Origin of the sequence: Aquabacterium sp. (genome assembly GCF_029946005.1) — a bacterium.
In the GTDB taxonomy this organism is placed as follows: Bacteria; Pseudomonadota; Gammaproteobacteria; order Burkholderiales; family Burkholderiaceae_C; genus Aquabacterium.
Genome location: NZ_JAQSDR010000006.1, coordinates 37,966 through 60,159, shown reverse-complemented (window position 1 = coordinate 60,159; position 22,194 = coordinate 37,966). Strand labels below are relative to the sequence as shown.

The 22,194-nt window shown below is 56.7% G+C and carries 17 protein-coding genes and 1 pseudogene; 10 read left to right on the top strand and 8 right to left on the bottom strand.

Features of this window, described 5'->3' with window-relative positions; all coding sequences use genetic code 11:
• Positions 1–197: 197 nt before the first annotated feature.
• From PSV38_RS03350 to PSV38_RS03335, 5 genes and pseudogenes are all read right to left on the bottom strand, one after another.
• Entirely contained in the window at positions 198–893 is a 696-nt protein-coding gene (locus tag PSV38_RS03350; RefSeq protein WP_300544834.1) for a hypothetical protein, read from the bottom strand.
• 441 nt (positions 894–1,334) lie between these two features.
• Positions 1,335–1,772, bottom strand: a pseudogene (locus PSV38_RS20405) (TniQ family protein); the annotation flags it as partial.
• Between the two features lie 22 nt (positions 1,773–1,794).
• A complete protein-coding gene (locus tag PSV38_RS03345) occupies positions 1,795–3,360 on the bottom strand; it encodes an ATP-binding protein (protein ID WP_300544832.1) in 1,566 nt (521 codons plus the stop codon).
• Positions 3,347–5,500 carry a hypothetical protein gene (locus PSV38_RS03340; RefSeq protein WP_300544830.1) on the bottom strand — a complete coding sequence of 718 codons (2,154 nt, stop codon included), beginning with the start codon at positions 5,498–5,500 and terminating at the stop codon, positions 3,347–3,349. Before PSV38_RS03340 ends, PSV38_RS03345 begins: the two co-directional genes overlap by 14 nt.
• An 11-nt stretch (positions 5,501–5,511) precedes the next feature.
• A complete protein-coding gene (locus PSV38_RS03335; protein WP_300544828.1) occupies positions 5,512–6,366 on the bottom strand; it encodes a TnsA endonuclease N-terminal domain-containing protein in 855 nt (284 codons plus the stop codon).
• A 370-nt stretch (positions 6,367–6,736) separates the two neighbouring features.
• On the opposite strand from PSV38_RS03335, the gene PSV38_RS03330 reads away from it, so the two are divergent.
• Complete coding sequence (locus PSV38_RS03330) at positions 6,737–7,066, top strand: DUF6471 domain-containing protein (RefSeq protein WP_300544825.1); 330 nt, start codon at positions 6,737–6,739, stop codon at positions 7,064–7,066.
• A 123-nt stretch (positions 7,067–7,189) separates the two neighbouring features.
• On the opposite strand, the gene PSV38_RS03325 is transcribed toward PSV38_RS03330, so the two are convergent.
• The 3 genes from PSV38_RS03325 to imuA are packed head-to-tail and all read right to left on the bottom strand — an operon-like array spanning position 7,190 to position 12,302.
• Complete coding sequence (locus PSV38_RS03325; protein ID WP_300544822.1) at positions 7,190–10,291, bottom strand: error-prone DNA polymerase; 3,102 nt, start codon at positions 10,289–10,291, stop codon at positions 7,190–7,192.
• Positions 10,292–10,300: 9 nt separating this feature from the next.
• Entirely contained in the window at positions 10,301–11,635 is a 1,335-nt protein-coding gene (locus tag PSV38_RS03320) for a DNA polymerase Y family protein (protein WP_300544820.1), read from the bottom strand.
• Complete coding sequence (gene imuA, locus PSV38_RS03315) at positions 11,577–12,302, bottom strand: translesion DNA synthesis-associated protein ImuA (protein WP_300545542.1); 726 nt, start codon at positions 12,300–12,302, stop codon at positions 11,577–11,579. The genes PSV38_RS03320 and imuA overlap by 59 nt, the downstream gene beginning before the upstream one ends.
• 399 nt (positions 12,303–12,701) lie before the next feature.
• On the opposite strand from imuA, the gene PSV38_RS03310 reads away from it, so the two are divergent.
• The 9 genes from PSV38_RS03310 to PSV38_RS03270 all read left to right on the top strand — a co-directional run bounded on the left by PSV38_RS03310 (position 12,702) and on the right by PSV38_RS03270 (position 22,185).
• On the top strand, positions 12,702–13,523 hold the full coding sequence (locus PSV38_RS03310; RefSeq protein ID WP_366526635.1) for an SOS response-associated peptidase family protein: 822 nt from the start codon (positions 12,702–12,704) through the stop codon (positions 13,521–13,523).
• A 331-nt stretch (positions 13,524–13,854) separates the two neighbouring features.
• The gene (locus tag PSV38_RS03305) at positions 13,855–14,196 is read left to right on the top strand and encodes an H-NS histone family protein (RefSeq protein ID WP_300545540.1); all 342 of its coding nucleotides are present in this window, start codon (positions 13,855–13,857) and stop codon (positions 14,194–14,196) included.
• A 385-nt stretch (positions 14,197–14,581) separates the two neighbouring features.
• On the top strand, positions 14,582–15,175 hold the full coding sequence (locus tag PSV38_RS03300; protein WP_300544815.1) for a hypothetical protein: 594 nt from the start codon (positions 14,582–14,584) through the stop codon (positions 15,173–15,175).
• 52 nt (positions 15,176–15,227) lie between these two features.
• A complete protein-coding gene (locus PSV38_RS03295) occupies positions 15,228–16,151 on the top strand; it encodes a hypothetical protein (protein WP_300544811.1) in 924 nt (307 codons plus the stop codon).
• A gap of 76 nt (positions 16,152–16,227) precedes the next feature.
• Complete coding sequence (locus PSV38_RS03290) at positions 16,228–16,893, top strand: DUF2345 domain-containing protein (protein ID WP_300544809.1); 666 nt, start codon at positions 16,228–16,230, stop codon at positions 16,891–16,893.
• Between the two features lie 5 nt (positions 16,894–16,898).
• Complete coding sequence (locus PSV38_RS03285) at positions 16,899–17,756, top strand: hypothetical protein (protein ID WP_300544806.1); 858 nt, start codon at positions 16,899–16,901, stop codon at positions 17,754–17,756.
• Between the two features lie 22 nt (positions 17,757–17,778).
• A complete protein-coding gene (locus PSV38_RS03280; RefSeq protein WP_300544804.1) occupies positions 17,779–20,256 on the top strand; it encodes a T6SS effector BTH_I2691 family protein in 2,478 nt (825 codons plus the stop codon).
• 28 nt (positions 20,257–20,284) lie between these two features.
• The gene (locus PSV38_RS03275) at positions 20,285–21,220 is read left to right on the top strand and encodes a hypothetical protein (RefSeq protein WP_300544802.1); all 936 of its coding nucleotides are present in this window, start codon (positions 20,285–20,287) and stop codon (positions 21,218–21,220) included.
• Between the two features lie 233 nt (positions 21,221–21,453).
• The gene (locus PSV38_RS03270) at positions 21,454–22,185 is read left to right on the top strand and encodes a hypothetical protein (protein ID WP_300544800.1); all 732 of its coding nucleotides are present in this window, start codon (positions 21,454–21,456) and stop codon (positions 22,183–22,185) included.
• Positions 22,186–22,194: the final 9 nt, after the last annotated feature.

Here is a 22,194-nt window from a genome sequence, read left to right as displayed (position 1 = left end):
TTGACCATTGACATGGGCGAGTTGATTTACCTCGTGCTGCTAGTCAGCTTGGCATTGAAGTAAGAACATCGCAATGCTTGAGCATTTGCTTGAGCACTTCTCCAGAGCGTCGGCGGGAAACCCCGGCGCTCTTTCTTTTGCCTAAGCTGAACCTGTATAGGCACCGCGGTTCGAGACTGAAATGTCGTGGGTTGCGCTCACTGCACGAGGTGGGCAACTGCATCGGCTACGTCGCCGATGAAGCGCTGCTTGTTTCCCTTGGCCAGCTGTTCCAACGGTGTAAAACGGATTTCATTGCTCGGCTTGAGGGACCCAATTACAAGGGCTTGCCAACGCAACCGAACAGGCAGGCTTGCGATTGACAGGTGGGCCTGCTCAAGCGTGGTCCGGTCATATCTCGGGTCGCACCAAAAGGCGGGGTATCGGTCCCTGCGCATGTAGTCGATGCAGAGGATGCGCCCCTCCCGTTGCATCGGCTTCATCTCCTTCCAATGCAGTCCCAGCCGTGCCGCCATCGTCTTGCTGTCAAGGAGGTGTCCGGCCTGGACCAGGTCCTGTCGGGTTCCTAACTTGAACTCGAAACATTGGCCGCTCTTGCGGGCAAGGGCGAGCTCTTTCAAGTCCGGAATGAACTCCAACATCATCAGGGCCTGCGGGCGATGGGCGTTCGTCGAGGTCTGCAGCTTGGTGACGAGGGTCTGAAGGTCTGGGAATGTGCCCTTCGGATGATGCCGATAGGCCGACCAGCATCCCGCTTCCGATAGAAACGCTTTGGTGGTTATCGGGTGTCCGTCCTTTTCTAGGGCCACGATGGCTTTCTTGGCTGCCGCCACATATTGCCGGTCCAGGCGTTCTTTCGGGCGACTTGGCGGCCCTGGAGGTTTGAACGTCATGTCAGTGGCTTCACAGTCTCGGCCGGCCAGTAGCTGTTCAAGGAGGAGATGCTTGAGTGTGACCGCCGGCAGGACTGAATTCTTTTGGAGCAGCAGCGTGGGCCAATTTTGTCGATTGGTTGAGACCCCCGCGCCAGCAAGCTCTAGGAGGTTCGCACCGAACCTGTCAATGACTGCTTGAGCTACCAGGTCGCTTTGGATGGCCCGCCCGGGCATGACCGCGTTGCAACGTTCAGCAAGACTCCTGTAGAAGGACCCGCAGCGATTTTCAGGGTGACGCAGCCCGCGCTGTGCATACAAATGGGACGCTTTCGCCACCGCTGACCAGACTTCCCCTGGATGTCGGGGGATGCAGGGGAGCCCGGCAGTGTGCTGTGGTAGTTCAAGCTTCCGAGAGGACGACGTCGCAATGGGCGTTCGGGTCTTCCTTAGGACGGTGTTGTGCGTCGTGCAAATAAAGGAGCCAGGGAGCTGGTGAGCCAGGCGCCAGTAGCTTTCACCAAGCTGGCTAAGGTCATCAGCAACGCATTCAGTGCAAAACCTTTTGGTAGCGATGCCGTGAATGGCACTTTGAATGCTCGCACCGAGTGGCAGGGACGAAGCGTCGGTAGCTATCGCTGCATCGACAACTCTTTCATACGATTCCCGCGTACTGAATGCCGTGGCATAGGGAATTATCGAGTGATTGGCAAGCAGCAACGACGGCTCCATGTCGAACAGCTCGGCGTAAAGATTCAATGGAGACACGGTGAATAGAGGCAGAGTCAGCCCTTGCCGATTCATCACCTTGGAAGCCAGGCTCGACAACGAAAGTCCAAAGACCCTGCAGCCCCTGACAACTGCGCTGGATAGCAGTTCGCCTGGATAGGGTCGCGGCATCCGGAGCATTGCGTTTGCTCAGTCAGATTTCTTCATGTGAAGAAGCCAGACCGCCGGACTTGCGAAGCCTTTTTTCGACGTCCGCCTTCTGCCCAGCGGAAAGCGCGTCTGCCAGGTTGACGACCTTCTTACGCTTCGTGCTTGCGCCATCCGGTACCGTAGGCGTTTGCTCAACCGCGGTCGAGCGTGGTCGCTTAGCTCTGGGCGCGGATGGTTGAGCGCCAGTTAGCGAAGGATTTTCGTACTTCTCGACATTGAGCTTCTTCGCCGCTTCTGCGAATCCAGGGCCGGTCCTCAGGTTTGCCGGAGCGATGTCGATGAACTGGACTAGCTCTTCGGCATTTTGCGTCGAAACAGCTTGTAGTGGCCGATGCACTGAGTTGAACTCAGCAGCAAAAGTCTCACGAATAAGCTCTTCCGTTAATCCTTCAAGATTGCTGTTGAGTGCCCGTCTCTGTGCCGATGCGAACAGCTTGACAATGATGTCAGGGTTGCCCTGGGTGAGCTCGAAGAAGAGATTGGACCAAGCGTCGCTGAACTTGACGGGTTCGCGGAGCCACTGGTAGCGCCACAGTTTGCGAACGAGCGCTTCAAACTCATCGGGCTTGCGCACATCTCCGCTTCGTTTGAGGAATCCCCATCGTTCGATACCGTGGCCGCAAGCTCGTCTGCTCTGTGAGAAGCGCCCTGAAATAACGTCGTGAAGTTCATTGGTTCCCACCAGTACCAGAGGCACACCAAGCCTGTTGCTCGTCGTGATGAGTTGTGAAATGAGCGGTGTTTCTATCGATGGCGACAGCCCTGTATCTTCGTGGGGCGACGCCTTTCGACCTCGTGCGGGCTTCTTCGCAACAACTTTCTGATTCTGAGATTCATCGACTATCAGTAGCCCAACGCAATGAAATCGAACTAACCTGATTGCGTCATAGATGCGGTCATTCGCATTCTTGCGGGTGCGGGAGAGATAGATTTCAGCGTATCGCCCGGACGGCACGAGTCTGTCAATTTCTTCGATGATGGCAGTGGCTAAGCTATGTATCGACCTGCCGTCGTGCGGAAGGTCAAAGATGAGGAAAGGAATTTGCGCGGCACCTGATTCTTCGTGATAGTAGACCGGAGCGTAGAGCTGGGATATCAACCTTAACGCCGTTGATTTCCCGGAACCGGAGGCACCAATAAGAGCTGTCGACAGCTCGGCTCCGATGGTGCGAGCTTTCAGACTTTCCAGTGGCTGCTTCTGCTTCTGATTTTCGAAGATTTCCTGTGTTTGCGTGCGGAACTCCTTCGACTCTGGAACGCTCCGGCCGACATAACCTTCCATTAGCAAGTTTATGAGAGCGCGAGCCAATTCTTGGGTTCGTGGCAATGCGACGGCGAAGCGACTGAGGCCACTGATTAGCTGAAGCCGCGTCGTTTTCGGAAATTCTCGTTGCTGTTCGTCGAATCTCGGATTGGTGCGCTCCAAGTACTGAGCCAGCAGTTCATCAGTTTCAAACTGTTCTAGCGCTTCGATGAGCGGATTGTTCTTGTAGGCGTCCACAGCATGGCTCTTGTAAGTTGCTGCGGCGAATCTTTCACTCGAGGTCATCATCATTTCCTTCGAACATCTTGGCGAAGGCCGAAGCCTTCGTTCTGGAGTTAGCCGAGTCATCCTCGTTCGTTGAGGCTGGCAGGGTAGAGGTCTCTTCACAATTGCTGTCTTCGAAGGCCTGATGCTCCACTTGCACTTGACCCGGGGCAGCGGGAATGGCTTGACTTACCGAGCGGTCCTCTCTCGCTGCCTGTTCCCTGAGAATCGGGCTCCGGGTTGGGCTCCGTTTTGCTTTTGAACCCTTAACTGTCAGTCCAGCAGCTTCATCCTGTGCGGCTGTATTGATTCGGAGGTTGAGGTTCGCGGCTTCTGCCTTCACCTTGTTTTCGTTGGTAGCTTTTGCCACGCTGTGCACCTCCGCTCGCGAAAGCCCCTTGTGCCTAGCTGAATAATCAGTCAGGGTCGCCAAGAAGTAGGAGGTGGAATCGTTCGGGTCAACGATGTAGATTGAGTCGACAAGACCGGGGTTGTCGCGTACAGCTACATTGAAGACACCTCGTACTGCAGCTCGGGTGAACCAGTCGCGGTCTTCAGCCTCTTGTGCCCAGTAGAAGCAATGGCCGAAGTCAATTCCGTTTTGCGTGACGGTTGCGGTGGTGGCTTGCAAAAGCTTGAAACGAACCTCATGCTCGTCGAAATGTGCCGATAGGCCCATATGGGTCCGGATGCTTCGAGCAAACACTTCCCGGGGAATGGGAAGAAGACCGTCACGGATGTCCGCGTTGGGGAGTTCGTACGTCATGTGGGCCTTGCGGTTATGGTCAATGACGATTCGGAGAAACTTGCGGCGCAAATCGCTCAGCGTCATCTTCGCTGTTGTTTCATATTTCTTGCCGCGGCGTACCTTGGTATTGCGCGCTGGTTCATAGCCCGCTTTGAGACGTTTCAGCGAGATGTGAGTTAGCTTGAAGGAGCACTCGACCAGCCCTTTGCCAGCCGACCAGAGCGCCCGCGCGTTGGTGACAGTCGCGGCCAAACCATCGGCAATGCGGTCGCTAGCCTGACTGACGAACTCGCCGCGGTCCGCAAAGAATCTGTTTGGCATGAGCCCGTGGGCAGGCCAGTCGGCTTCGTCATACTGAACGCCAGCCCCCTTGCACAGCTCTCGCTTGTCTTGAAATATGGACAAGATGGCTTGGGTTCCACTGGCCCATGACGCCGCATCAAGGGAAATATAGAAGCCAACGATGAGTCTGCTGAATCGGTCTACAACAAGGTACATCGTCGCCTTGCCGATAACGGTCTTGCGGTCCTCTTCCGCGACAATCCAATTGTCGACCTGGGATGCGTCTAGCTCATACACGTCACCCGCACCTTGACAATCCTGGAGAACATGCCCGATGGTCGGCTTGAAATTGTTGTCGTAGTCTGCTTGGCTATGCCTTGCGATATGGCGTTCTGAGTCGGTAAGCTCGGCTTCAACGATGCTCCTTAACTGCCGCATTGTTGGTCGGCTTCCGAGCGGCAGCGCTTGGATTTCGCCCTCTCTGTCCACGTAGCTGAAATGCTTTCGAATCAGTTGGTCGTAGGTCGCTTCGACGGTTACGGTCCTATCGTCCGCGTACTTAGAACGTACAAGCCGCGAGGCCACGGTTCTTTGCCCATCGTTCCAGATGAATGGCACATATTCCGAATGAATCGGTCGACGCCCTCGAGGCTTCTGGTCATGTCCACCTCTTCCGCATTCATGCAGCTGGGGAGTCAAAGCGTCGGGAGTGCTACCTCCTTGCCACGCGAGTCGAATGAGCTGTCGTATGTGGACCTTGGAAGTCCCATTGGCCGTTGCAATCTCTTTAATCGCAGCGCTTCTGGTCGCTCGGTCGTACAGGCGCCTGTCTTTGAGGTGGTGTTCCACCGTTGCCCATCGCTCGTCGCGAAGTGCCTGTGCCTTTGACGACAACGCCAAGACCGAGCGCCTTGATATTTCGGCCGTTGCCTTCTTCGGCTTGGCTGTGCTTAAGGCTTTCCAGCCCTGCTCCTTGGCGGTAACGCTTAGCTCGAGCAATGCCCATATGCGCGGCTGTGCCGAGCTGTCTTCGGCGTCAATGGTGACCAACTGTTGGGTGTCAGCAAGTACGTCAATGACCCTGAGTTTGCGGCCGTCTTTTGTTGATATTAAAGTTCGAATAGGGAACATGGCGCGCACTCTTATGCAACCAGCCGCAGAGCGAACTGGCCAACGGAAGGTTTCCTTGCTTCTAGGGAGGACACCGGGCGGAGATGTATCAGGGCGCCGGACAGCGACGTGGAGAGGTCGTGCCGCCATAGGAGTATTTGCAGTACTCGGAGGGCTGCTCCTCCGGGGAGTCCGTGACTTCTATCAAACTCTGCGCAGTACTGATTGATAGGACGTCGTGAGCCTTTAGTTTTCAATGACGCGAGCATCCGTTCAGGAAGCTCCTCAAAGAGCCCAACTACGGGTTCAACTTCACCAGGCTTGGCGGCTCCCATTCGAATCCATTCAAGGTTCCGAATGACTTCACGGGAAATGGTTTCATTGGTGACGATGGTGTGTCGCCAGCCTCGTTGCTCGCAATACGCTTTGTGAATCGAGAGCTTTTCTAAAACGCGCGAGTCGATGAGCGCTGAAGCTTCTTTTGCATCGTATGCCTCGCAGAATTCGGTCCGGTCGGGGCCGCGCCGAACGACCACGGCGTCAAGTGTCATGACGAAAGGAATCTGGGTTCCAACATACACGGGATGTTTGATTTTCAGAACTTCAGCAATGGCGAGGGTGTGTTCTCGCTCCATGGCTCGCTGTTCTTGAAAATCGATGAAGGATTCCCCGTACTCCGCTTTTAGGAAGAGAGCGCGCTCGATATTCGAAAATAGATGATGCGTTCGTCCCGTCTTGGTGCTGTGGACGCGATGGGAGTTGCCTTTGGAGCTAAATGACTGAACAGTTTCCCAAGGCTTGTACGTGGAAATGCATCCTTGACCAAACCCTTCGCTCCACTTTTTGCTGATGCTGGCTTCGGTGACTGTGGTTCTTCGGATGCCCATGTCTAGTTCCTATCGCTGCTGTTGGCCGCCTGATTCAGGAGGTGGGCATGCAGGCGGATTCCGATTGACCTGGAATTTGAACGTAGGTTTAGGACCGACGCTGGCCAGTGACCGAGAGCTTCACTGCAGCTTCCACGTCCCTCTGACTCCGGCCTCTCCATCCGGACTTCGTTCCATTTGATTCGTCTGGGGCTCATGACTTCACCTTGAATGTCCTGGTCTGGTTCAGACCGTTTAAGTTGTCGCTCGGCTCAACCCAACTCGAAGCTGGAAAGTGCCGCTACCTATGAAAGTACAGCGCTCGACATTTATTCACTTCGCATAATCATGACTAACTTGGCATAAATGACATAATTATGTCGTAGGCGACATGTTGTTTATCGGCATTTCGCTTGTGGCCGATACTTCGCTGATGCCCCAGACTCACGTCGGTCCGACCAATTCGCGCTCGAAATCTGCAACGGCTTCTGTCAATTGGGAAGCTGAAGCGAAGCTCGTCCTAAAGGCCGAGTTGGCCCGTTCAGGGGTCAGCTATAAAGTCCTCGTGGCCAGATTTGAAGCCATGGGTATAAAAGACAATGAGTTGGCGATTGCCAGTCGAATATCGCGCGGTAAATTTTCGTTCGCGTTCTTTTTACAGTGCATGAGGGCGCTGAACGTCGATGAAGTGCAGGTTAGGCCGCGACCTTCGCCAAGGTGAGTTATGTCTGTTTGCGAAGTTTTCGTAGCGGTCAAAACAGACGGAAGCTCGTGGCATTTCTTCTCTTAGGGTGCTCTGCGGAAACAAACCTGCATAGGGGAAGACAAGGTTACGCAAGCAAGCCTAGTGAAAGTCCCGCGACTGGGTATTCAACCTTCCCAGCAGATACGTCAAATCAAGAAGATGTCCCGCGACCAAGCTGCGCAGCTCGCCTTCGGACTGCCACGTACCGTAAACAGCCAATAGTTTTGAGTTCAAAAGTTCCTTGCGCTGGGCTTCTTTGATGCTTCGCCAGCAGATGACCTGAACCACGCCTGTCTCGTCCTCAAGGCTGACAAAGATAACGCCGTTGGCGGTATCTGGTTGCTGCCTGAGCGTCACAAGCCCGCAGTACCTAACCAACTGCCCATTTCGACAGTCTTGAAGCTCGGCAGCCGTGCGCAAGCGCTGCTTTGCAAGCAAGGGGCGCAATAGTGCCAATGGATGGCGTCGTAACGTAAGGCCAGTGGCGGCGTAGTCAAAGACGATTTCCTCGCCTTCTGGCGCCTCAGGAAGCTCGAGAAAGTCTTCATCGACTGGGGCATCGCGCAGAAGCTCTGGCGTTGAACGTAAAGCTGATGCTTCCCACACTTGTTGCCGCCGATGCCCGCTCAAACTCATGAGCGCGTCAGCCCCAGCAAGCAATTGCATCTCATGCTGTTCAAGGCCAGCACGGCGAGCTAGGTCCTCCGCACTGTCAAACACGCGTTCCTGGCGAGTGGCCACAATTGCAGCTGCGGCGTCCGAACGCAGACCATGAAGCAGGCGCAGGCCGAGCCGAACAGCAGGCTTGTGGTCCATGTCTTCGAGAGTGCAGTCAACATCGCTGTGCATGACGTCCGCTGCTCGAACCTCGACACCGTGCCGCTTGGCGTCCTGGACCAACTGGCTCGGACTGTAGAAGCCAAGCGGCTGGGAGTTCAACATGGCCGTCAAGAACTCGGCGGGGTGATGGCACTTAATCCAACAGCTCGCATAAACCAGCAGGGCAAACGATGCTGCATGCGACTCAGGAAAGCCGTACTCCCCGAATCCCTTAATTTGCTCAAAGATTTGCACGGCGAACGCTTTCTCGTAGCCTCGGTCGGTCATGCCGTTGACGATTTTTTCGTAGTACGGCTCCAACCCGCCTTTGCGTTTCCAAGCTGCCATCGCTCGTCGCAGGCCATCGGCTTCTCCGGCAGTGAAGCCCGCTGCCAGCATCGAAATTTGCATCACTTGCTCCTGGAAGATGGGCACGCCTAGCGTTCTCTCCAGCGCCACCTTCAGTGCTTCGCTTGGGTACACCACCGGCTCCAATCCTTGGCGCCGCTGCAGATACGGGTGGACCATCCCGCCAGTGATGGGCCCGGGTCGGACGAGAGCAACTTCAACCACCAAGTCGTAGAAGCAGCGGGGCTTGAGTCGCGGCAGCATGCTCATCTGCGCACGACTTTCAATCTGGAACACACCCACGGTTTCTGCTTTGCAAATCATGTCGTACGTGGTCTGGTCCTCAGAGGGGATGTCCTGCATTTCAAAAACATGACCTTTGCGCTTGCCGATGAGGTCAAGCGCCTTGCGGATGGCCGTCAACATCCCCAATGCCAAGCAGTCAACCTTGAGCAGTCCTACTGCGTCCAGGTCGTCTTTGTCCCACTGAACGACAGTTCGGTCAGCCATGGAGGCGTTCTCGATTGGAACCATCCGCGACAGCAGCCCCTTTGTAATTACGAAGCCCCCGGGATGTTGAGAGAGGTGCCGTGGGAAGCCCAGCAGCTGGTCAGTCAACACCATGAGTTGCTGCACCTTCAGGTTGTCCAATGACAGTCCAAGCTCCAAAAGCCGCGCTTGTTGTAGCTCACGTCCGTCAAACCACTTGTGAGACTTCGCCAACTGGTCGACGATATCGGGCTCAAATCCCAACGCCTTGCCTACATCGCGAATGGTCGACTTCGGCCTGTAGCTGATGACTACTCCAGTGAGCGCAGCGCGCTCCCTCCCGTATTTGCGATACAGGTACTGAAGAATCTCTTCTCGGCGTTCATGCTCGAAGTCAATATCGATGTCCGGCGGCTCGTTCCGCTCTTTCGAGATGAAACGCTCAAACAGCACGCTCATGCGGGCAGGGTCCACTTCGGTCACCCCTATGCAATAGCAGACGACGCTATTCGCCGCTGACCCTCGGCCTTGGCAAAGAATGTGTTGGCTGCGGGCAAACTGGACGATGTCGGCAACGGTCAAAAAGTAGTGTTCGTACTTGAGGTCGCTTATCAGTTCGAGCTCGTGCTCAATCTGCAGCTGGACCTTGGCCGGCATCCCATCTGGCCATCGGCGGCCGGCACCTTCGTACGTGATGCGCCGTAGATAGCTGGCAGCAGTCTCGCCCGCAGGCACCACTTCGTCCGGGTATTGGTACTTCAGCTCATCAAGCGAAAAGGTACACCGCGCTGCTACATGCAAGGTCTCCGCCAGAAGGTCCGCTGGATAGGTTTGAGCAAGGCGCAGCCTCGTGCGCAGGTGGCGCTCGGCATTAGGCTGCAGGTCCAATCCACATTCGGTCAATGGACGGTTCAATCGGGTGGCCGTCAGGACGTCCTGCAGCGCCTTGCGGGAGCGCACGTGGAAATGCACATCTCCGCAAGCCACCAGCGGAATGGCGGTTAGGTCGCTGGCCTGCCGCAGACGGTACAACCACATTTCATCATCCAAGAGGCTCAAAAGCTCTACGCCAAGCCAGCAGCGTCCCAAGAACTGGTCCAGCAACCATCTGGCGCATTGCTCAACCTGCGCGGGCTCGGACATCCTTTTGGGGGAAGCTATGACCACGCAATCCTGAAGCTCTGCTCCTGTGATGTCATCGACTTCAAGCTGATAGGCGCCTTTCTCGTCCGAGGAGCGCCGCAGCTTCGTGATGAACTCGCAGAGGTTGCCATACCCATTGAGATTGCAAGCTAGGACTGTCAACGAAAACGGGAAGTGGCAGAACACCTCGAACTGACTGCCGACCAACAGCTTGATGCCGTTTTCTTGTGCAGCAACGTGCGCGCGCACCACCCCAGCGACACTGCACTCATCAGTCAAGGCCAATGCTGTGTAGCCCATCTCGGCGGCGCGTACTACAAGCTCGGCCGGCCGACTCGCACCTCGTAAAAATGAGAAGTTTGAGATGCAGCGAAGTTCTGCATAGTCAGGAAGCGTAGTCATGGGTGTGAGTCAGGCGAAAGAGCCGTGGAGAAACCAAGCTGTTTCAGCAGCGTCTCCAGGTAGGCGGGTTTGAAAAATCCAAAGCAGGCCTACCTGCGCATTGACTGCAATCCAGTAGTCGCGGGAAACGTGAAGGGTGGTCAACACACCGCCTTCCTCGACGCGATGCCACCAACCGCCTTCAACGCGGTGTGGGCCAATCAGCAACTGCAATGGCCCTTGATACAGGGGACGATGCACCCGTGTGGCCAGCCGCAGCGGGCTGGGCAGCACGACGGTTGGCTGTGTGATGTCCACGGTCCGGCCAAGTGCCCGAGCTCTGTTGTCGGCTGCAGGTTGCCAGATGCACATCCACTCAGGCCGGTGGTCTTCGGTGATGACAGGACGCAGGACCTTGTCCGGACCCAATCGAGCAGCAACCCGTTCCAGGACCAGCGTCATGCTTTCGCCCGACTGGTTGGCGTCGGGTAGGAGCGACAGGTTTTGGTCTTCAAAGCGGTGCACCTCATCGGCCAGCAGCTGCAGGCCGCTCACCGGTGCGACAAGGTTGACCTTGGCCAAATGCTCAGCTAACAGACGGGTCAAGTGCTCGATGTCTCGCGTCGGCTTGGCGGTGCGAATGGTCAGCCCACCCCCATCGCCGGGAGTCTTGGCAAACATGTCGTCGTGATGCCATTTCAGCGTGAACGCGGTGACACCGCATTGACGTGCCATCAACCACGCGGACATCTGCAGCAGTTGGCGCCGGGCTATGAAGAGCAGCGCTGGCGCTAAATCGACCCTGGACATCAAGTCGACCTTCGAGTCAAACGCTTCCGGCAACTCGACCCAGTTGTGCACCTCCGACCGCAGGCCGTATGCTTGGTCAATGGCTGCCAACAACTTGCCGTCGAACCTGCGACTGAGCCCTCCGCGGGGTAACGCGCGCACTTGGCCGAGCGTCTGACAACCCAGGCGTGCAAGTACAGCATGGTGTTCTGCCACCGACGTCAGCGACTCCAGTGGCAGTGCATCCAGAACATGGTCCAGTGGTTTGCCAAAGCCATTCGAGACCCCTGACCTGGCCAAGGCCACGGCGGCCAATCCCGTAGGTGCCCATGCGAGCTGAGCCACACCCAGGTCAGGGCTTTCTTCCTTGATGCGCTGAACCAGTTTGCGCTTGCCGCCAAACAAACGCACGCTCGCCTCCAGCTCCATCACGACGGCAGGCGCGGCGGACAGAGGCTCGGAGACGGCAACGCGGGGAGTAAATTGCAAGCACCACGTTGACAGCCATCGCAGCGCCTCAATGCGCCGGTGCTCGTCGGACGGCGGGTTGGCCAGGAGCAGTGCGGCCCAAAGCATTTGAAATGGCCTCTCGCTCTTCGCGATTTGCCAGGAGCTCGCTTGGTCTGCGCAGGCGAGGACTGATGAGAGAGTCCATCCCGGCTGGAATGGAGGGCAGTGCCAAGATACCCTCGTGGGCCGGACCTTTGCGCTTGAACACGTGGACCTTCAATTCCCAGTCCAAGCCCAAGTTGAGTTGTACCCTTAGGGGTGCGGCAGATGCCTCGTGCTGTGCCGTTGCAGGCCGGCATAAGAACACAGGCCCTTCTGAAATTTGCGAGCAAATCTGAAGCCGTCGAATCTGTTCTTGACGAGCCTGTGGAAGCCACGCAATCAGGGCACCACAAGCATTGCTCTTGACCAACTGCTCGGTCACCCACAAGCGCTGTGAAGGCGCATCGGCCTGAATCCAAATCAGGTTCCGTTCGTCTAGGCCCATCATTTTTAAGCCGGGCATGTGAGGCTGTTTTGGCGGTCCGATAAGGACCACCGTTTTGCCGGCCTCGGTGACTGACCTGAGAGTAGGCCCTAACAGGCGCAGTTCGCACACCAGAGGTTGTGGCTGAAGAATTTCAGTAATCGAGTGGCAAGGCCAGCCACCTCCAGGCAGCTCACTATCTAGCGCGACCCAACCTGTTTGGAGGACTCGCGTAACGCTGCTGCCCAACTCGTTCCCCCGCCACATCGCCGCAGCTACGTGCGCTGGCAACTCGCCTGCGGCTAGCGCTGGCTTTCTAGTGGAGGGGAGGTGGTCTGAGGGAAAGTCGTCCCAGACTGGAAGGTCGGCAAACATGCTCGGCAACTCAAATAATACTGTATAGATGTACAGTACCATGACCTTTAGAGCTGTGTCGAGATGTCTGACCTGAGACTTCGGGACTTTTCGCGATATGGGCTGGATTTCGAGGAATGCTTAACGTGGAGAGATGCATGCCCATGAATCTGCAGTCGTCGATTTTTTTTGCGGTCTAAACCAGGCCCTTTGTCGCAAATTTCGGTTCTAAGCCAGCTCAGCGCTTGCAGCATCCGTTCGAATCTCTCCGCGCGAAGTTGGCCTAGACAGGGTGTGAGCAGGGTGTGAGTTATGTGGGGACATCGCAAGAGTTGCGTTTGTGGCAAAGTCAACCGCATGTGCAACCAGTTTCGCACCTTGCAACAGCCCCACCTGTTTGAAAGCCACTTTGGCGTGAGCAAGCCGACGGGAGAATGGCGCGACGATGTGTATCCAGACTACGTCGCGCCTATCGTCCGCCGACCACGCGGAGGTCGGCCTGGCGCAAGGGAGTCCGTCTTGGCTAAGTTCGGTCTGGTGCCGGCTGCGTCGAAGACGGGCAAGCGCGAACTCTCAACGATGAACGCACGTGACGACAGGGTTCGAACCGCTAGGTCGTACAAAGGGCCATTTAGAGAACGGCAGTGGTGCATCATTCCCGCCGAGCGGTTCTACGAACCGTTGTATGACCTCGACCAGTGGGCAGCGGGAAGCCGGAGGTCTGAACGTTTCGCCATACAACGATTTGACCAACAGCCAATGGGGATTGCGGGCATATGGGAAATCTGGAAACGCCATCCTGACGATGACGACAGAGTGACGAGCTTCAGCATGCTCACAATAAATGCTGACATTCACCCCTTGCTGCATCGTTTCCACCGGCCGTTTGATAACCAAGGCAAACCGGAGGAAAAGCGCACGGTAGTCTTGCTGGGCGAAGCTGAGTACGACGCATGGCTTGACTGTAGTCCAGGCAACGCGTTCGACTTCTTCCATTCTTTCGCAGCGGAAGAACTGGTTGCTGCCTCCTGCCCCGAACCGCCTAGGACAAAGAAGCCCAAGGTGGAAGAGTCAATTGAGCCGAATGACTCAATTGGCGCAGTCCAGCAGCAACTTGGCCTTGATTTTGGATGAGTCAAGACACCTGAAATGGAATGACTTAGTGGGTGAACGTCTGCGCGCTCATATGGAAGAATGGCCGGTGATAAGTCTAATTTTTCGGATGATTGCCGCTCCTACGAAGTACGTTAATCATCCAGAACGGTGATTAACGTACTACGTCGAGTCACCCGCTTGCCACGCCCGCCAGGCCGGTTTCGACTAATTCATCAGCGACATCGCTGTCGGCTGCCGGATTGAGTTCCGTCTGTGGTCAACGCACTCATTCGCTCTTGCCCTTTGCTCCAACATCATTGGCCGGGACGCGGATGTCAAAATCGGGGTGACATCAACTTTCGACTTGGCCATGACCTCTGTATCCACGCTGCTTGCTCGACAAGCCGAACTCGAAGAGCAAACGCTTGAGCTCGAAAGGGAGCTTGCGGCCGCAAAGAATGAAGAGCGAAATGCCGTGATTGTTCACATCAGAGAAGCTATGAAGACCCATGGGCTAATGCTTGCTGACCTCGGGCCAAAATTTGCCAAGTACGCGAAGGAACCCTCGGTGTTTCCTGGGACTGGACAAAAGGTGGCGCCGAAGTACCGCAACCCTTCCACCGGTGAGACGTGGTCGGGACGTGGCAACAAGCCTCGATGGCTCCAAGCAGAGGTGGATGCCGGAAGCAGCGTCGAGTCATTTTTGATTTGAGGTCACACATTCGCATGGTGTCCTCAGCTACCATAGACTGCGCTCGACAAAGACTGGGGGCATAGAGATGGGCGCAGTAGCGAATGAGCAGTGCGGTCACTGTGGCACGGTGGTGCTCGAGGGGTTTAACGTCTGCCGCGGGTGCGGAGCGCGACGCACGAAGAAATGGGCCTTTCGTTTTCTGCTGGCGTTTGTTGCTTTCTTTTTGGCCTCATGCGCATGCAGTCTGGTTGCATTGCAGTTTCTCGGTCCGGTGAAAGAAAGAACTTGGATTGGACCCGGGTTGGTGCTTTTGCTCTCAGCCATTGCAGCTCTACTTGTCTGCCGTATGGCGCCGACGAAGGTCATCTACGTTCGCCGCCACTAGCGCGTCCTAAAGAATTCAATGACTGAAGACGTCTCTTCCATCCAGCCTGAAGTTCAACGAAGACTGGGGCGCTGCCTGTTGCGACTCCAACAATACGAGCTGTTGTTGAAAGCAATCGTGGCTCATCACGAACTTGAAGGACCGGCTGACAAACTAGAATCGCTGCAAGCAGAGAAAGTCGCAAAGCAAACCAAGCAGACGTTGGGAGGGCTGGTTACGCAGCTGACTGGCTCCTTTCTTTCGGTTCGCAGGCCAGAGCGTCACAACGACGATGTCGCCGGGCCAAATGCAGATGTTGGCTTGGTGGGTTGGATATCTTTTCGGACCAAGATTGAAATGCCTGAGGTTGAGCACGCGCGCTTGGTCAGAGAACTCGGCGAACTCGTTCAAATGAGGAATGAACTTGTCCATCATTTCATCGAACGATTTGACGTGTGGACGTTGGTCGGATGTACGCAGGCACTCGAATACCTACTTTCGTCCTACGAGGTTATTGACCGACACTACGCATCGTTGGCTTCCTGGGCCAAAGCAATGGAGAACGGCCGCGCTCTAACATCTTCATTTCTCAACAGTGAGTCGTTCGAGGCGGTGCTGATGGGAAAACTCTAGCGCCACCAGAAAAATTTCGACAGCTCGATTGCAAGCGAGTAGCTATCAATTCATGAGCGTATCCACTTCGTCGCTTTGCGCTGAAACCTGCGAGACCATTACCGCCATTGGATTCGCCGCGGAAGTTGATGGCGAGCCAGCGGAGTCTTTCTCCGCCCCATTGGGTGATTGCATATCGTTCCCGAATGCCAGTGAGAAGGCCGCGCAACAAGCCGCCAGCTATGTGCAGCTAACCGCTGCGGTATTGGCGATGCGGTATCCGTGGATGTCCTTTAAGGGCCTGTATCGCTTCATCATCGCGTCAGACAGGAATGCCGTCATTGAGGCCAACGCCCATCACCTGGGTCGCCTTTACCCGGACTTGGAGGATTTGAAGTCCCGTTCCGGCGCATTTGCATTCCCGATGAACTGCGGCATCGTTGTCGTGATGCCGGCGCATGTGATGGCATACGCATTTGCTCCTGACAGTGAAGTCGAGCGACAGTACGGACTGACCACAATTTGGCATGAACTGGCCCACGTGGCTGATTTGTCTCTGCACTACCTTGCCGATGGAGGCAAAGGTTTGGTGTTTCAAGCGACATCCACTTTGAACGCGCGACAGATTTGGCATGAGTACTTCGCGGACCGGCACTCCCACTGGCCCGGCTTCTCGGTGAGCTTCGAACTGGAACTTGTTGAGAAGGCCTTGAATGACATTGGCCATTCAAAGTCGCGCTCGAACATCCAGGCACTTGCAGTTCGGCTGGGAAGTGCACATGGACGGTTGACCGCTGAAGGCTCGCAACTCAGCTTAGCTGCGCCGGGGGTTTCCGCCAAGTTGGCATCCTTGGGCATTGCTCAACCCTGGAGAAGTTGTGCCGAGGCGCTGGACGAGGCCCTCGACCAATTGATACGAACGGGCCGACCGCCGAATCTTCAGAGGGTTGAGGCAGCGCTGGGGCGGCTCCAAGCCGTGGTGGCAACCAGTTTGTAATTGCTTGTTAACACCCCCCGATGGGGGGGCAAGGTGAGCTCAGCAGCAGGTATCCTTCGCCCAAAAATCAGTTTCAATGAACTGGAAATCAGGGTGCAAGGTGAGTTATTCCGACGCAGAACAATCCTCAAGGGAAATTCCTGCCATTGATGGCGGGCATGGCACCATTCCCGTCTTGAGTCAGCCTGACATTTTGTTGTCAGCTGCCGGCGATATCGCGTCTCTTACGCCCGCCAACACCGTGATGGCCGTGGGCGGGCATGCCACCGTGACTGCCAATCAAGATGTAAACCTGTTGAGCCAGCGCAATCAGGCCTGGGCCGTCCAGGGCGGCATCTCCTTGTTCACCCGAGGAGAAAGTACGGACGGGCAGCGGGCAGTGCAGGATGTGGGTCTGAAGCTGCATGCCGCAAGCGGCAACGTCAACACGCAGGCTCAAACTGATAAGTTCACTCTCACAGCTGAGAAGAGCATCGACCTGCAGAGCACCAGCGCCAGCATCGTCATCTCTGCTCCTCAGCGCATTGTGCTGAACGGTGCAGGGAGTTTCATCGAAATCAATGGCGCAGACATCACAGTCGGGACGTCGGGCACCGCAAGCTTTAAAGCGGCAATGAAGGTGCTCACAGGCGGAGCCAGCGCATCACCGCAGGGTCCGACGCTCACAAAGCCCGGCAGCTTGTGCAAAATGACTGCATCCAAGGCGGGCGGGGCTGGCGATGCAACGGTGCCTATCCAGTGAGCCGCATGCAGACTCCACTACCCACGACTGCCGCACCATTGCTGCATCGTCTGCTGCACGCACATCCTCTCTTGGTCTTCGACGCCGATGCGCTGGTGGACTACCCGTCGGTCAACCCGCAAGACACCTGGGCGCTTGCCTGTGAGGCGCTGGCGGACGACGCGGACCACTTGCCACGTCTATTGGACTTGTCGGACCTATCGGCTGCCGATGCCGACAAAGTACTTGCCGAGTTAGACCAGTCAGAAAACCTGACTGCGCCTCCTTTGCTGCTGGGCGACATCACCCCTGGTGCCGACCTTGGCAGGTGGGCGTTAACGCAGGTTACTCAAGCACCGGACACCAGCAAGCACTGGCTACGCTGGCACGACGTGAGGGTCTGGGCCAATCTGCTGTGGATTGCTACGCCAGAGCAGTTGGCCTACTTGGTCGGTCCTGCGCGGTCGGTTGGTTGGAGTTGGCAGGGGATGTGGCTCCAAACCGAGTTTCCTACGGGCGAAAAGCAGATGGGCCCTACGAAGTGGAGCCCTGCCCAATGGCAGCAGATTCAAAGCATCGGGGTTATCAATCGGGTGTTCGCACGCCAAGGGCAGCCTTCGGTGAATGACTTGCCGGGCCGGGCGCGCCAATTGGCTGAGGCGGACGCGCAAGCCCACTCGATGACCATTTGGGACATGGCCAGCCGTGTGGATTTTGCGGAACACACCGCGCGCTATGGCCAAGAGTTCTGGCAGGCCGCGCAATTCCATCCGCTCATGACTCGCGTCGCGACACGCGAGGCAACCTATGCTGAAGTGGCCGGCGCGCAAACAGAAGAATTTTGGGCTGAGCTAGACAACCGAGTTGGCCGCGCCAAAGCATAAAAGAAGACCGGAGAGACATTAAATGCAGTGTGAGTTTTGCGACAAAAAGGGCTTGGCCGTGTTGCCTGCCAGGCCTGCGGTGGCGCCTGCCGGAATGCACGCCCCTGCGGTGCCCAAAGACATGATGGCTGGCGCTGCTGACATCGCTATCAATCCCGCCAGCTACACGCTCAGGCATCTGAGGCCCGGCTTCCTGTATACCTACGACGAGGCGAGAGGGAAGCTAGAGGCGTATGCCGTCGTGGAGGGCGGGTACTTTTACAAGCTGGAGCCGAATGAGTCCACGCCGCCTAACCTGAAGTTTTCTTGCGCGCCAGAGAAGTGCGGCACAGTGGCCAGCTGTGTGACCGTGCCTGACGTTAAGAATGCAACGAACGTTTGGTTCGGGTACAGCGACGTGCAATGGACAGAAGCCGTCCGTACCAAACACAAAAATGACGGTGCGTACCGCGCACGCCATATGCAATGCTTGGACGTGAAGACATGGGTGGCCAGCAAAGCCCACCACGGCGCGGTTGACATCAACGAAGTCGACAAGGTGGTGGCCGAGTACGCGCTCAGCGATGCGGCCGGCAAGGCCCTAGCGTCGTCTATTACAAAATTCAAGTCCAAGGCGTCCACGGCCAAAGCACTCAAAGAAAGAGTTCCTCTCATCTCGACGGCTGGCGGCTTGGTCATGGCCGTGGCCGACCCCGCAGCCATTGCCGCCGACCTGGCGCTGTTGATGCAAAACAGCTTCGATGCGTTCAGCAATGCCAAGGTGCGAAAGCGGGAGCTGGCAGTCAGCAACGCCATCACCAACATTGAGCAGGCGGTTCGTGAGTACGCACGCAGCGCTGAAGAGTCCGCGGCAGATAAGGCTGCCAACGACATGCTTGGCCAACCTGACATTGGCATGCTCTTCTCGGGGTACCGGGAAAAGAAGCTGGCGCAAGTCGAAGATGTGCGCACCGTGACGGAAGCTGAAGCCAAACGGGCTGGGGACCACGAGTGGGCTCGCTATCAAACCAAATTCGATTTCAAGGCCGCTGCTGCTTGGCGCAAGGATTTCGACGCGCAGTTGCAGACCTTCGACAAAGCGAACATTGAGCCTTTGGCCCTGGCCCACACGGCTTGGATGAAGTCCACTTTGATGGCGGCCAAGTTCGAGTGCACCCACGACGCATCGGATGAGCGTGTCGGCCTGGTTTACGCCAAAACTTTGCACATGTGTATCGGAAGCACGCAGGACAAAGCGGCTTGCTTTGACTTGTACGTCGACTGGTTTGACGGCGACATCACCAAGAAGGAAAACCTTCTTTTAAGAGCGCTGACCCTCAACCTGGACAAGACGGCCTCCGAAATTTCTAAGGGCTTGGGCGTCTCGCTGGACTGGCGTGGCTATCCCTTTGACGCCTTGATGGGCAGTGTTGGCAAGGCCACGGAACGGGCTGCCATGGGTGAAGCCGATGCGCTTGGGAGGCTCATCGCAGCAGTGCTGGGGCCCATCTCAAAGGTCATAGGAAGAGCGTATGACGGCAAGGTCCGCGCGGGCCTGGTGGCACTGAGCCTCTACACTCAAAAGCCGTTTGTCGCCGTCGAAGTCACGGGGAGCAAAAAGGCATTCCGCGCGATGCTTATCCGGGAGCTCCTCAAAGGCAACGGTCAGGCGACCAACCCGCGCAAGATGGAGCAAGCAGTGGCCAACGAGATGCGACGCTTGGAGCTATCAGGCGAGAAGCTGGAGGGTACCGACAAGAAGCGATTTTTGCTAATGGTGGACCCGGAGCAACTTCGTGGCATGCCCGAAGGCCTGCCAGCTCAGGAAAGAGCCAAATGGGTGGCATCGCGAATTCGCACACCGCAGCAGGTCGAAGAGCTCAACCTGTCGGCCTGGCGCGGGAAGATTGGCGACCCAACGCGCAATGTGCTCAAAGGAAGCATTGGCATTGTCGTGACCATGGTGTGCGCCCTCATTCAGTACAACGTCGCGCAAAAGCTGATGGAAGACGACGGCAAGGCAATGGCCCAAGAGAAGGCCGAAACCCACCAACGTCTGCGAGCCGGCCAGGTCGCGCTCGCTGGCACCATCACTGAGTTGGTGGGGACAGGGCTCGGAAAGGTAGTCGTCGTTATTCCTCGCTTTGGGCCGGGTCTTGCGAAAGCAGCCGAGTGGATTGCATTAGGCGGGCGGGTGCTGGGCCTTTGCAGCGCACTTGTTATGGCCGGATGGGACCTGCTTCAGGCTCGCGAGAATTACCGGAAGGGCCATCCGGGCATTGCACTGGCCTACGTTGGCTCCGCCATTCTTGGAGGGTTGGTAGCGGCAGTTCTGTGGTTCGGCTGGACCGGCATCGGACTCATCCTCATAGGGTTGCTGATGGTCGTGGCCTGCATAATCGAGTACGTGAAGAACAACAAATTGCAGGATTGGCTCGAGCGGTGCCTATGGGGCAGGGGGAGCGAGCGCTACAAGACTTTGGAAGAGGAAATGGCCCAGCTGAAGGCAGCTAACTCTTAACCATCTCGAAGACCTCCGAAATCACCAGATGGAATACTCAGGGCTCACCACAAAGTATCCGGTCAACCGGCCTCTCACGGAGTTGGACCGCGCACGCCAGCTTCGGCAGCACGAGAGACTAGATGTTGCGCTCGTCTACCAGCTCAACGTCATCAAGGTCGACGAGCAAACGCTGGAGCTCGTGGACAAGTACTACGCCTTAAAGGGGGCCATGACATTTGCCATGGCAGCTATTGGATTCTTGTTCGCCTTATTTCTGGCCGATGTGACGATTTTCAGCGCAACGACGCCTGGACGAATGGCCGAGGACTGGCCTGTTCTGTTGGCGTTCTATGCCATGGTAGCGCCTTTGTTTGCGGTGCTGTATTGGGGCTTTCGCAGGGAGGGCTACGCCTTCACCCACTACCCGATATGTTTTGACCGCATCGCGCTGATGGTCCACGTGTTCCGGCTGAACGGCACCGTGCTGTCCGTGCCTTGGGACGAGGTGTTTTTTTGCTTGGACAAGGGCCACATGAATTTCTGGAACGTCCGAGGACACGTATTGGCTTCGGACAAGGTCACTGTGCTTGAAACGTTTTCGCTCAGTGTCACAGCCGGGGACGCGGCCAAAGAGGTCGCTCTGGGTTTTTGGGAGATGGTGCGTGGCTACATGGAGGACGGCCCGGAGCCCGCGATGAATTTGGCTCAAATACTCTTACCCATCGCCGACCAGCGCGAGAGCTTCTCGTTCGGATTTCACCGAATGCATGCGGTGGCAAGTGGAGAGTCGGTGCTTGCCGTGCTGCTTTTCGGCGTCATTTCGGCGTGTTTCGCGCCTTTCCGCTGGTTGGCGATGCGAACTAGCAAGATTCCGCAGTGGCCTGCTGACGTGAGGGCTTCGTTCGGCAAGCTGGGCAAGCCCAGTGCAAAGGCAAGCCACAAAACCAAGAGCGAGTCGCGGCCACGACAGGCCGAGGCCTGAGTTGCGCACCTTGCCTTCGCCGGGCGGTGTTCTGCTCGCCACCGCCAAGTTGTTGCCTGAAAGCACAAGCTGCCACTGAACATGGAGTATTCAGGGCTAACAACCAAGTATCCGGTCAAGCGGTCCCTCACCGGGCAAGACCGTGCGCGCCAGCTTCGCCAAGGAAAGAAGCTCAATGTTGAACTGGCCTACCAGCTCAGTCAGTCAAAGGCGGCAAGAAGGCGTTCCGCTCGATGCTGATTCGAGAGCTGCTCAAGGGTAACGGACAGGGCCTCGACCAGCGCAAAATGGAACGAGCCGTGTCGGCCGAGTTGCGGCGCCTAAAGCTGGCAGGCGAAAAACTTGAGGGGACCGACAAGAAGAAATTCTTGATGATGTTGGACACCGAGCTGGCCGGCGCGGTAGGTGCGGCCCTGCAGTTCTGTGCCCTTCAAAAGCTCATGGAAGACCGTGACAAGGCCATGGCGCATGAGAAGGGCGAAGCGTTACAACGCATGGCGGCCGGCATGATGGCCTTGGGCGGAACCATGGGGGAGCTGTTCGCACTTGGATTGAGCAAGTTGCCGCTGCTGAGCTCCCGGTTTGGCCCCAGCTTGGTGGCAAAGGCTGAATGGCTGGGCTTGGGCGGGCGGGTCGTGGGCTTCATCGGTGCCATGGTCATGGCCGGATGGGACTTCTATCATGCCTACAAAGAAAATCAGAAGGGCAATGCCGGCATGGCCTTCCTTTATGGCACCTCAGCCATTTTTGGAGTCGGGCTCGCGGTGGCCATGTGGCTGGGGTTCACAGGCTTCGGGCTTATCCTTCTGGGCATACTGATAGTGATTGCCGTGGCCATCGAATACTTCAAGAACAACAAGGTGCAGGACTGGCTGGAACGATGCCTGTGGGGCACTGCCAAGAACGCGGAGCGCTACAAGACGCTTGAAGAAGAGATGGCGGAGTTCAAGAAGGCTACCTCCTGATGATTGAAA